This window comes from Methylobacterium sp. WL6 (assembly GCF_008040095.1).
Lineage (GTDB): Bacteria > Pseudomonadota > Alphaproteobacteria > Rhizobiales > Beijerinckiaceae > Methylobacterium.
In genome coordinates this window covers 1-11115 of record NZ_VRVH01000146.1, presented here as the reverse complement: position 1 = coordinate 11115, position 11115 = coordinate 1, and the positions used below count along the sequence as shown (strand labels likewise).

The 11115-nt window shown below is 71.3% G+C and carries 9 protein-coding genes and 1 pseudogene; 7 read left to right on the top strand and 3 right to left on the bottom strand.

The features are described from left to right. Nucleotides 1–131 precede the first annotated feature (131 nt). Both FV230_RS17650 and FV230_RS17645 read right to left on the bottom strand, forming a co-directional pair. Complete coding sequence (locus FV230_RS17650) at nucleotides 132–548, bottom strand: MAPEG family protein (protein ID WP_243933389.1); 417 nt, start codon at nucleotides 546–548, stop codon at nucleotides 132–134. A 41-nt stretch (nucleotides 549–589) separates the two neighbouring features. After that, nucleotides 590–2011, bottom strand: a complete 1422-nt coding sequence (locus FV230_RS17645) for an MFS transporter (protein ID WP_147728106.1) — start codon at nucleotides 2009–2011, stop codon at nucleotides 590–592. A 265-nt stretch (nucleotides 2012–2276) separates the two neighbouring features. Here FV230_RS17645 and FV230_RS17640 point away from each other — a divergent pair, with 265 nt between their 5' ends. The 3 genes from FV230_RS17640 to panE all read left to right on the top strand — a co-directional run bounded on the left by FV230_RS17640 (nucleotide 2277) and on the right by panE (nucleotide 5838). Continuing rightward, nucleotides 2277–3158: a DUF3313 domain-containing protein gene (locus tag FV230_RS17640; protein WP_147728107.1), complete on the top strand. Its 882-nt coding sequence runs from the start codon at nucleotides 2277–2279 to the stop codon at nucleotides 3156–3158. 183 nt (nucleotides 3159–3341) lie between these two features. Continuing rightward, nucleotides 3342–4835: an IMP dehydrogenase gene (guaB, locus tag FV230_RS17635; protein ID WP_147728108.1), complete on the top strand. Its 1494-nt coding sequence runs from the start codon at nucleotides 3342–3344 to the stop codon at nucleotides 4833–4835. Nucleotides 4836–4890: 55 nt separating this feature from the next. Next, nucleotides 4891–5838 (top strand): 2-dehydropantoate 2-reductase, encoded by a 948-nt coding sequence (panE, locus tag FV230_RS17630; RefSeq protein ID WP_147843328.1) that lies wholly within the window; start codon nucleotides 4891–4893, stop codon nucleotides 5836–5838. 36 nt (nucleotides 5839–5874) lie between these two features. On the opposite strand, the gene FV230_RS29775 is transcribed toward panE, so the two are convergent. Then, nucleotides 5875–6045: a hypothetical protein gene (locus FV230_RS29775; RefSeq protein WP_187275537.1), complete on the bottom strand. Its 171-nt coding sequence runs from the start codon at nucleotides 6043–6045 to the stop codon at nucleotides 5875–5877. 202 nt (nucleotides 6046–6247) lie between these two features. Between FV230_RS29775 and FV230_RS17625 the strand changes: the two genes are divergently transcribed. The 4 genes and pseudogenes from FV230_RS17625 to FV230_RS17610 all read left to right on the top strand — a co-directional run. Next, nucleotides 6248–7549 carry an RsmB/NOP family class I SAM-dependent RNA methyltransferase gene (locus FV230_RS17625; RefSeq protein ID WP_147843327.1) on the top strand — a complete coding sequence of 434 codons (1302 nt, stop codon included), beginning with the start codon at nucleotides 6248–6250 and terminating at the stop codon, nucleotides 7547–7549. Nucleotides 7550–7613: 64 nt separating this feature from the next. After that, nucleotides 7614–8612, top strand: coding sequence for an alpha/beta hydrolase (locus FV230_RS17620; RefSeq protein ID WP_147728848.1), 999 nt, complete (start codon nucleotides 7614–7616; stop codon nucleotides 8610–8612). Between the two features lie 136 nt (nucleotides 8613–8748). Then, nucleotides 8749–10305 (top strand): glutamine-hydrolyzing GMP synthase, encoded by a 1557-nt coding sequence (gene guaA / locus FV230_RS17615; protein WP_147728849.1) that lies wholly within the window; start codon nucleotides 8749–8751, stop codon nucleotides 10303–10305. A 161-nt stretch (nucleotides 10306–10466) separates the two neighbouring features. Further along, nucleotides 10467–11115 (top strand): annotated as a pseudogene (locus FV230_RS17610) (hypothetical protein); the annotation flags it as partial.

Genomic DNA, 11115 nt, shown 5'->3' with positions numbered 1-11115 from the left:
CTTTTTTTTTTTAATTATCCGCCCCCCCCCCATTTCAACATTTATGTTGTGGTGGGCTGGGTCTTTTTTTTCGGCCGCGCCGGGCCAAGGCCGCCTGAGGCGGCCGCGCCGGAGCATGCGCTCCGAGCGGCCTACCGCGACCCCAGGGCGATCAGGCCGAGGTGCCCGGCGATCCCGAGGAACGCCACGAAATTGATCCCGAAGACGCGTCCGCGCAGCTTCACGTCGTCGGTCAGGGTCTGCACCGCCGTGTGCACGACCCGGCCGGCGACGAACAGCCAGGCGCAGGCGACGTCGAACCGCCCGACCTCGCCGAAAGCTGCCAGAAGCGCGACGCAGCCGACCATCAGCACCGGCAGCTCGAACTGGTTGGCGAGGTTGCGGGTGATCCGCGCGATCGGCCGCGGCTCGTCGCGACCGAGGACGAAGGCGTCGTACGCGACCTCGCCGCGGCTCACGGCGCGCAGGCGCGCCACGGACAGCCAGACGTAGAGCGCCACGATCAGCCCGATCTGAGCGATCAGCGGTTGCAGGATCGAGACGTTCACGCGCAGCCTCCGCGAGCGGACCGTGGGAGGGGAGCCTGCACCTATGGCCGGCCTGGTGCGGCGGCGGGCGCGGCACGCGCGATCATCCGGCCCGAGACCTCGGCGCCCGCATCCGGCGCGAGCTGGCGGAAGGCGAAGACCGAGACCGCCGAGATCAGCGCGACGGCGAAGAAGGCCGGGCCGAAATCCGCCGCCATGATCGCGCTGCGGCCATGCCATTCGGCGGCGCCTTCGAGCGCCAGGGCGCCGAGCGTCACGCCGAGGCTCAAGGAGATCTGCTGCGCGACGCTGGCGAGGCTCGTGCCCGCGCTCATCTCGGACTTCTCGAGGTCGGCGTAGGCGATGGCGTTCACGCAGGTGAACTGGATCGAGCGCAGGCAGCCGCCGATGAATAGGATCCCGAGCATCAGCCAATGCGGGGTGTCGGCGGTGTAGAGGCCGTTCACCGCGAGGAAGAGCGCGGCGAGGACGGCGTTCGCCACCATCACCGGTCGGAAGCCGTAGCGGCGCAGGATCCGCGGGCCGATCGTCTTCACGAACATCGCGCCGGCCGCCGCGGCGAAGGTGATCAGACCCGATTGCAGCGGATCGAGCCCGAAGCCGACCTGGAGCATCAGCGGCAGCAGGAACGGGATCGCGCCGGTGCCGATGCGGAACAGGCTGCCGCCGACCACCGCGATGCGGAAGGTCGGATGACGCATGAGGTCGAGGCGCAGGATCGGATGCGCCATGCGCCGCGAGTGCCGGAAGTAGAGCGCGAGCAGCACCGCGCCGCCGCCGAGGCTCGCCCAGGACATCCAGGCCGGCAGCAGGTGGCGGCCGGTCGAGGCCAGCCCCAGCATCAGCGCGGCGAGCCCCGGCCCGAGCATGGCGAAGCCGACGAGATCGAGCGGCGGGCGCTCGGGCTCGCGCACGTCCTCGAAGAACAGGGTCGCGAGCACGATCCCGACGACGCCGATCGGAATGTTGATGAAGAAGATCCAGCGCCAGTCGAGATAGGTGGTGATCAGGCCGCCGAGCGGCGGCCCCATGATCGGGCCGATCAGCGCCGGGATCGTCAGGTAGGCCAGCGCCGAGACGAGCTCGGCCTTCGGCACGCTGCGCAGGATCACCAGGCGGCCGACGGGCACCATCATCGCGCCCCCCAAGCCCTGCAGGAACCGGGCGCCGACGAAGCCGGCGAGCCCGCTCGAGACGGCGCAGGCGACGGAGCCCGCCATGAACACCGCGATCGCCGCGCGGAACACCGTGCGCGATCCGTAGCGGTCGGCCATCCAGCCGCTGATGGGGATGAAGATCGCCAGGCTGACGAGGTAGGCGGTCAGCGCGAGCTTCAGGGCGATCGGGTCCTCGCCGAGGCTCTGAGCGATGGTCGGCAGCGCCGTGGCGATCACCGTCGAGTCGGTGTTCTCCATGAACAGGGCGGTGGCGACGACGAGGGGGACGATCTGTGATGCGCGCATCGGGCCGGGCAAGCGTTCGGGGCACCCGGCATCGTGGCGACGGCCGGGCGTGCGGCGCAGCGCTTGACACGGGATGTGCGCCCGGTCGATCCGTGGCGGATCGGCCACGCTTTGTTTCCGAACATGGCTGAACCGCGCCGCAACCCTTCCGAGCAGGCCGGATCGGCCTTAAGCTTTACGGTAACGATGCCGTGTCCCCGCGCGGCGCCCCGCTCCTCGGCGGCGGCGCCCGGGACGACGCGGCGACACCCGCGAAAGTGACAGGATGCTTCGTCCGTCGACACTGCCCCGATCGCTGCCGCGGCTCGTCGCCGCGTCCGCGGTGATGTTCGTCCTCGGCGCCTGTGGCACCGTGCTCCTCAACGATGTCGGCTCGCTCAGCCGCTACGACCGACTCCGGGCCAGCACCGAGGCCTCGACCACGGCGCGCCTCTACGCCGACGCCGACGCGCTCGCCCGGACCAGGACCGTCCGGATCATCCCGACGCAGTTCCCGGCCAACGTCTCCGGTGCGGTCGGCATCAGCGATGCGGAGCGCAGGCTGGTCGCCAACAACGCCGACCGCGCGCTCTGCTACGAGCTGTCGCTGCGCTACGACGTGGTGTCGAGCCGCAGCGCCGACCTGACCGTGCGCGCCCAGGTGACCCGCGTCGACCCGACCAACCTGATCGGCGCCGGCGCCACCATCGGCACCTCCGCCGCCGTCACCGTCGCCGGCCAGGTCGGCATCGGCTTCGCCGAGGGCCTCGGGCGCATCCCGATCCCGCGGGTGCCGATCGGGCTCGGAAGCCTCACCGTCGAAGCCGAGGCGCTCGACCGCCGCCACGAGCAGCGGGCGGCGATGGTCTGGGGCGGGGCGGCCAACTCGTTCACGAGCCAGCCGCGCTACTCGCACATCAGCGACGCCTACGATCTCGCCGGCGATTTCGGCCAGGATTTCGGGTTCTACCTCGCCACCGGCGAGGACCCGTTCAAGGCGCCGCTGACCCTGCCGAACTGGAACCGCATCCGGGTGACCACGCTCGGCGAGGCGCCCCTCGACCCCGATTGCGAGGCGTTCGGCCGGGCGCCCGGCCTCGATGGGATCCTCACCGACTACATCGGCCTGCCGCCGGACTATTCCGACAAGGGGCCGCGCGTCCGCTGAGGCGGGAAGGGCGGTCGCGGACGCCATGCGGCGGACGCAACCTGCCCACGCGGGGTTTATCCCGTGCCGCGCCGGGTTGCCGCCTTTGCGGGCACCCCACCGCATGATACTGGCCCGTGCCAACCCGCTCCATGCCGAACCCGATCTCGCGTCGGCCCGGCAGCCCTTCAGGACCGTTGGCTCATGGCCCGTATCAGCTCCGCTTCGATCATCGAGGGCCTGACCTTCGACGACGTCCTCCTGCGTCCGGCCGCCTCGTCGGTGATGCCGACCGAGGTCAACGTCGCGACGCAGCTGACGCGCACCATCAGCCTGAACCTGCCGATCGTCGCCTCGGCGATGGACACCGTCACCGAGGCGCCGATGGCGATCGCCATGGCCCAGAACGGCGGCCTCGGCGTCATCCACCGCAACCTCGAGCCGGCGGAGCAGGCCGAGCAGGTCCGCCTCGTCAAGAAGTACGAGTCGGGCATGGTGCTCAACCCGATCACCATCCATCCCGACGAGACCCTGGCCGACGCCTTCGAGGTGATGAAGGCCAACCGCATCTCCGGCATCCCGGTGGTCGAGCGCGGCCCGAACGGCTCGCGCGGCAAGCTCGTCGGCATCCTCACCAACCGCGACGTGCGCTTCGCGACGCATCCGGCCCAGCCCGTCTCCGAGCTGATGACCCGCGACCGGCTGATCACGGTGCGCGAGGGCGTGACGCAGGACGAGGCCAAGCACCTCCTGCACCAGTTCCGGATCGAGAAGCTGCTCGTGGTCGACGATCACTTCCGCTGCATCGGCCTGATCACGGTCAAGGACATCGAGAAGCAGGTCACCTACCCGAAGGCGGTCAAGGACGAGCAGGGCCGGCTGCGGGTCGCGGCGGCCACCACCACCGGCGACCAGGGCTTCGAGCGGGCCGAGCGCCTGATCGATGCCGGCTGCGACGTGATCGTGGTCGACACCGCGCACGGCCACTCGATCAAGGTGCTCGACAGCGTGCGCCGGGTGAAGCAGCTCTCCAACGCCGTGCAGGTCATCGCCGGCAACGTCGCGACCCGCGAGGGCACGCAGGCGCTGATCGACGCGGGCGCGGACGCGGTGAAGGTCGGCATCGGGCCGGGCTCGATCTGCACCACCCGCATCGTCGCCGGCGTCGGCGTGCCGCAGCTCACCGCGATCATGGAGGCGGTCGAGGCCGCTCACGACGCCGGCATCCCGGTGATCGCCGACGGCGGCATCAAGTATTCCGGCGACCTCGCCAAGGCGATCGCCGCCGGCGCCTCGGTGGCGATGCTCGGCTCGCTGCTCGCCGGCACGGACGAGGCCCCCGGTGAGGTGTTCCTGTACCAGGGCCGCTCCTACAAGAGCTACCGCGGCATGGGCTCGGTCGGCGCGATGGCCCGCGGCTCGGCCGACCGCTACTTCCAGGCCGAGGTCAACGACACCCACAAGCTCGTGCCCGAGGGCATCGAGGGGCAGGTGCCGTACAAGGGCCCGGTGGCGGCCGTCCTGCACCAGCTCGCCGGCGGCCTGCGCGCCGCCATGGGCTATGTCGGCGCCCCGAGCGTGCCGGAGTTCCAGGAGCGCGCGCAGTTCATCCGCATCACCAATGCCGGCCTGCGCGAGAGCCACGTCCACGACGTGACGATCACCCGCGAGAGCCCGAACTACCCCTCGCGCACCTGAGGCGGGGCGGCGTCACGGGCGGGTCCGGCGGGAAACGGTGTTTCGGAGAGCGACGATGCGGGTGCTGGTGGTCGGGGCCGGGGCGACCGGCGGCTATTACGGGGCGCGGCTCGCGGAGGCCGGGCGCGACGTGAGCTTCCTCGTCCGCCCGGCGCGCGCGGACAAGCTCGCGGCGAACGGGCTCGTCGTGGAAAGCAAGCTCGGCGACCTGCATCTCGCCGCGCCCAAGACCGTCACGGCGGCCGCGCTGCATGCGGCCGGCGGCTTCGACCTCGTCCTGCTCTCGTGCAAGGCCTACGACCTCGCCGGCGCCCTCGACGACCTCGCGCCGGCGGTGGGGGAAGGCACCGCCATCCTGCCGATCCTCAACGGGATGGCGCATCTCGACGCGCTGGACGCGCGCTTCGGCGCGGCCAGCGTGCTCGGCGGCTCCTGCGCCATCGCGGCGACGCTGGGGCCTGAGGGCGCAATCCGCCACATGAGCGACTTCTGCACGCTGACCTTCGGCGAGCGCGACGGCTCCCGATCCGAGCGCTGCGACGCGATCGAGACGCTGATGCGGGACGTGAAGTTCCAGCCGCGCCTGTCCGACAGGATCGTGCTGGAGATGTGGGAGAAGTGGGTGTTCCTCGCCACGCTGGCCGGCGCGACCACCCTGATGCGCGGCACCGTCGGCGACATCGTCGGGGCCGAGGGCGGCCGCGACTTCATCGCCGGCCTGCACGACGAATGCCTCGCCATCGCCGCGGCGAACGGATTCGCGCCGCGCGAGAAGGTGGCGGCCCAGGCCCAGACCATGCTGACCACGGAAGGCGCGCCGCTCACCGCCTCGATGCTGCGCGACATCGAGGGCAGGGGCCGGATCGAGGCCGACCACGTCGTCGGCGACCTGATCGCCCGCGGGCGCTCGGTCACGCCGGACACCGTGCTGCCGCATCTCGAGCGGGTCTTCACCGGCCTCAAGACCTATGAGCGCCGCCGCGCCCGCGAACAGGCGGCCTGAGATCTCGGCCCGCGCGGGCCGAGATCCGGATATCCTTCAGTAGCGCGGGCCGGGAGGCGGGGGCGGGTTGCCGTATTCGAGCTGCGTCTTGGCATCGAGCGGGCGCCGCGGCGGCGGCGTCAGGTCGGGAGCGGCCGGTGGGGTGGAGCAGGCGGCGACCGCCAGCATCACGATGCCGGCGAGGCTGAGGTGGATCACGGGCGACATGGGTTCTTCCGGCCTTCGCGACGGCGGGTTCCGTCGGAGCCTGCAGGTCTGAGCGCCGATCGTGCCGGAAGCTCGGCCGTATCGTGTCCGCGGCGCGGGTTAAGCGTGGCCGTATCGTGGCCACGCGGATTTCCTTCGACAGGCGGGGCGCTGCGGGTCTATCGCGCTCGCGACACGCCTTCATCCGCCAAAGGAGACCGTCCTGACTCCAGCCGCCCGCTGCGCCGCCGCCATCGAGGTGCTCGCCGACATCGCCGGTCGTCGCCGACCGGCCGCCGACGCCCTCAAGGATTGGGGCCTGAGCCACCGCTTCGCCGGATCGGGCGACCGCGGCGGCATCGCCAGCCTCGTCTACGACGCCCTGCGGCGACGGTCCTCGGCCGCCTGGATCATGGGCGACGACAGCCCGCGCGCGGTGCTGCTCGGGTCGCTGCGGCTGCAGCAGGGTCTCGCCGCCCCCTCGATCGCGGCGCTGTTCAGCGGCGAGGGTTTCGCGCCGAAGAAGCTCAACGACGACGAGGCACGGCGCTTGGCCGAGGGAAACCTCGCCGACGCGCCGCCACACGTCGCGGGCGACGTCCCCGAATGGGTGCTGCCGCAGCTGGAGGCGATCCTCGGCGCCGATCTCCTGCCGGAACTGAAGGCGCTCGCCCGGCGTGCGCCCCTCGACATCCGCGTCAACGCCCTCAAGGGCGACCGCGCGGCGGCGATGCCGGGACTCGCCCACCATGCGGCCGCGCCGACGCCGCACGCGCCGATGGGCCTGCGCGTCCCGATCGGCGCGGACGGGCGCGGGCCGGCGCTGCATGTCGAGCCGGAATTCCTCGACGGCTGGTACGAGATCCAGGACGAGGGCTCGCAGCTCGCCGCCATGCTGACGGGCGCCGGCGAGGCTGAGACGATCGTCGACCTTTGCGCCGGCGGCGGCGGCAAGACCCTGGCGCTGGCGGCAGTGACCGGGAACGGCGGTCGCCTGATCGCCACCGACGACGACCCGCGCCGCCTCGCGCCGATCCACGAGCGCCTGAGGCGCTCCGGCGCGAACGCGGAGGTGCGCACGCCCCGCGGCGGCCGGGTGCGCACGGACGTGCTCGCCGACCTCGACGGACAGGCCGACCGCGTGCTGGTGGACGCGCCCTGCACCGGCACCGGCACCTGGCGCCGCAACCCCGACGCGAAGTGGCGCCTGCGCCCGAACAGCCTTGCCGCGCGGGTCGCCGAGCAGGCGACGGTGCTCGACCGCGCCGGCCGTCTGGTGCGGCCCGGCGGCCGCATCACCTACGTCACCTGCTCGCTCCTGCCGGCGGAGAACGACGACGCGGTGGCCGGCTTCCTCGCGCGCGGCGCCGGGGCCTTCGCGGTCGTGCCGGCACGCGACGTCGCCGAGGCCCATGCCCCGGGCTTGGCGGAGACGCTGCGCTTCACCGCGCATGGGCTGCAGATGAGCCCGGCGCGAACCGGCACGGACGGGTTCTACGTCGCGACCCTGGCGCGAGCCGGCTGAGGATCGCAACCGCTCCGTCCAGCCGGCGTTGTCCGAGCGATTCCGAAGACACCGCAGGAGACCGATGGGCCTGGACCGGAGAACGCTCCTGGCTGCGACCGCGGCCGCGATGGCGGGGCAGGGCGCCGCGCATGCCCAAGCCCCGCCCAACCCGCCGGGCGAGCTGGTCCCGGCCCTGCCGCGGACGGCACCCGGCGCGCAGCTCCAGGTCATCGATCTCTGGCCGGGCGATCCGCCGGGCGGCGGCGAGGGTCCGGATCCGAACGGCTACCGCTTCGACGAGACGGCGCGCGGCGTCATCACCAAGGTCGAGCGCCCCTGCCTGCTGGTGATCCGGCCGGACAAGCCGAACGGATCGGCGATGATCGTCGCGGCCGGCGGCGGCTACCGCTTCATCGACATCGGCAACGAGGGCGTGCCCGTCGGCCAGATGCTGACGGCGGCCGGCATCACCGTGTTCCTGCTGATCTACCGATTGCCCGGCGAGGGCTGGGACAACGGCCCCGATGCGCCGCGGCAGGACGCGCAGCGCTCGGTGCGGCTGGTGCGGGCGCAATCGACCGAGCTCGGCATCGATCCCGCCCGCGTCGGGGTGCTGGGCTTCTCGGCCGGCGGGCACCTGATGGGCGAGACCGCGGTCGGCAACCAGAACCTCTACCCGCCGGTCGACGCGCACGACGCCCTGCCGTACCGCCCGGCGCTCGCCGGGCTGCTCTATCCCGTCATCACCATGAAGGCGCCGTTCGACGGCACCTCCACCCGCCGCGTGCTCGTCGGCGACGAGGTCACCGAGGTCGAGATGCGGACCTACTCGGTCGACGTGCAGGTCCGCGCCGACACGCCGCCGATGTTCATGGCGCAGGCGATGGACGATCCGATCGCGGTCTGCGACCACGTGCTCCTGATGTTCACCGCCCTGCGCAAGGCGAAGATACCGGCCGAGATGCACCTGTTCGAGCGCGGCGGCCACGGTTTCGGGCTCGGGCCGCCCGGCACGCCGGTGGCGGCGTGGCCGAACCTGTTCCTCGCCTGGCTTCGCGTGCGCGGGTTCCTGGCGACGTGATGGTCACCGCGCGCTCGCGCCTCCGCCCGTGCGCCGAGGGGGAATCCCGTGCCCATGCGCGTCGTGAACAGGCGCGCGCGGCCCGCATGCGACGGCTGCGTTGCACGGCGCAATCGCCTCGTCTAACGCGAGAAGCATGAACACCGACCACGACAAGATCCTGATCGTCGATTTCGGCTCGCAGGTGACCCAGCTCATCGCCCGGCGCGTCCGGGAGGAGGGGGTCTATTGCGAGATCGTGCCGTTCACCAAGGCGGCGGAGGCCTTCGCCGAGACGCGGCCGAAGGGCGTGATCCTGTCGGGCGGCCCCGAATCGGTGACGAGCGACGCCTCGCCGCGAACCCCGCAGGTGGTGTTCGATTCGGGCGTCCCGGTCTTCGGCATCTGCTACGGCCAGCAGACGATGGCGGCCCAGCTCGGCGGCGAGGTCGAGGGCGGCCACCATGCCGAGTTCGGCCGCGCCGAGATCGAGATCATCTCGGAATGCCCCCTGTTCAAGGGGGTCTGGCACGTCGGCGAGCATTACCCCGTCTGGATGAGCCACGGCGACCGGGTCACCAAGCTGCCCGACGGCTTCACCACCGTGGCGATCTCGAAGAACGCCCCCTTCGCGGCGGTGGCCGACGAGGCCCGCAACTACTACGCGGTGCAGTTCCACCCGGAGGTGGCGCACACGCCGCACGGCGCCCTGCTGATCCGCAACTTCGTGCGCGACATCGCCGGCTGCTCGGGCGACTGGACCATGGGCGCCTACCGCGCCGAGGCGATCGCCAAGATCCGCGAGCAGGTCGGATCCGAGAAGGTGATCTGCGGCCTCTCGGGCGGTGTCGATTCGTCGGTGGCGGCCGTGCTGCTGCACGAGGCGATCGGCGATCAGCTCACCTGCGTCTTCGTCGACCACGGGCTGCTGCGCATGGGCGAGGCCGAGGAGGTCGTGCGGCTGTTCCGCGACCACTACAACATCCCGCTCGTCCACGTGCAGGCGCAGGACCTGTTCCTCGACGCCCTCACCGGCGTCAGCGACCCCGAGGAGAAGCGCAAGACCATCGGCCGCCTGTTCATCGACGTGTTCGACGCGGAATCGAAGAAGATCGGCGGCGCGGCCTTCTTGGCCCAGGGCACGCTCTACCCGGACGTGATCGAGAGCGTGTCGTTCTCCGGCGGCCCCTCGGTGACGATCAAGAGCCACCACAACGTCGGCGGCCTGCCGGCGCGCATGAACATGAAGCTCGTCGAGCCGCTGCGCGAGCTGTTCAAGGACGAGGTCCGCGTGCTCGGGCGCGAGCTCGGCCTGCCCGACGCCTTCGTCGGCCGCCATCCGTTCCCGGGGCCCGGGCTCGCGATCCGCTGTCCCGGCACGATCACGCCGGAGAAGCTGGAGGCCCTGCGCAAGGCCGATGCGATCTACCTCGACGAGATCCGCCGGGCCGGCCTCTACGACACGATCTGGCAGGCCTTCGCGGTGATCCTGCCGGTCAAGACCGTCGGCGTGATGGGCGACGGGCGCACCTACGACCACGTCTGCGCGCTGCGCGCCGTCACCTCGGTCGACGGCATGACGGCCGACTTCTACCCGTTCGACATGGCCTTCCTCGGCCGGGTCGCGACCCGGATCATCAACGAGGTCAAGGGCATCAACCGCGTCACCTACGACATCACCTCGAAGCCGCCCGGCACGATCGAGTGGGAATGACCCGGGTTTTTTCTGCTCGCATCGCGGCACGGCCGATCAGGGCTACGGACCCGCACATTATCTCTCTTGAGTCATGAAGATGGTGACCGGTCGATGAGGGACGGTTAATGCCGCTCGGCTAACCTTCGCGCCTCGCCGCCTCGGGTGGGGGATTGCGAACCATGACCGCCAGCAAAGCCGAACCGATCGGCGTCGACCCGGCCGGCCGGACGGCAGCGATCGGCCGCGACCTCGTCCAGACCCTCGTGTTCGCAGGTACGCTGCTCCTGGCGGCGTTCCTGCTCTTCGTCCTGCAGCCGATCTTCACCAAGCGCGTCCTTCCCGTCCTCGGCGGCACGCCCGCGGTGTGGTCGGTCGCGACGGTGGTGTTCCAGGGGCTGCTGCTCGCGGGCTACGCCTACGCGCATGCGACGACGCGCTGGCTTTCGCTGCGTGCCTCGGTCGCGGTGCACGGTCTCGTGCTGCTCGGCGGGGCGGCGTTCCTGCCGATCACGGTCTCGCTGGACGCCGCGGCGCAAGGCGGCGACGAGGCCGTCTGGCTCGTCGGCCTGTTCCTGGCCTCGATCGGCGCGCCGTTCTTCGCCCTGTCGGCGAGCGCTCCGCTGCTGCAGGCGTGGTTCGCCCGGTCCGGCAACGATCGGGCACAGGATCCGTACTTCCTCTACCGCGCCTCCAATCTCGGCTCGTTCTCCGCCCTGCTCGCCTATCCGCTGGCGATCGAGCCGATCCTCGGGCTCGCCGAGCAGACCAGGCTGTGGTCCGCCGGCTATGCCCTGGCCGCGGCCGCGGTCGCGGCCTGCGCGCTCACGG

What these genes read in the sequence shown, in the direction of transcription:
- FV230_RS17645 (WP_147728106.1), bottom strand. Translation starts at nt 2,011, where the DNA reads ATGCGCGCATCACAGATCGTCCCCCTCGTCGTCGCCACCGCCCTGTTC.
- FV230_RS17640 (WP_147728107.1), top strand. Translation starts at nt 2,277, where the DNA reads ATGCTTCGTCCGTCGACACTGCCCCGATCGCTGCCGCGGCTCGTCGCC.
- guaB (WP_147728108.1), top strand. Translation starts at nt 3,342, where the DNA reads ATGGCCCGTATCAGCTCCGCTTCGATCATCGAGGGCCTGACCTTCGAC.
- panE (WP_147843328.1), top strand. Translation starts at nt 4,891, where the DNA reads ATGCGGGTGCTGGTGGTCGGGGCCGGGGCGACCGGCGGCTATTACGGG.
- FV230_RS29775 (WP_187275537.1), bottom strand. Translation starts at nt 6,045, where the DNA reads ATGTCGCCCGTGATCCACCTCAGCCTCGCCGGCATCGTGATGCTGGCG.
- FV230_RS17620 (WP_147728848.1), top strand. Translation starts at nt 7,614, where the DNA reads ATGGGCCTGGACCGGAGAACGCTCCTGGCTGCGACCGCGGCCGCGATG.
- guaA (WP_147728849.1), top strand. Translation starts at nt 8,749, where the DNA reads ATGAACACCGACCACGACAAGATCCTGATCGTCGATTTCGGCTCGCAG.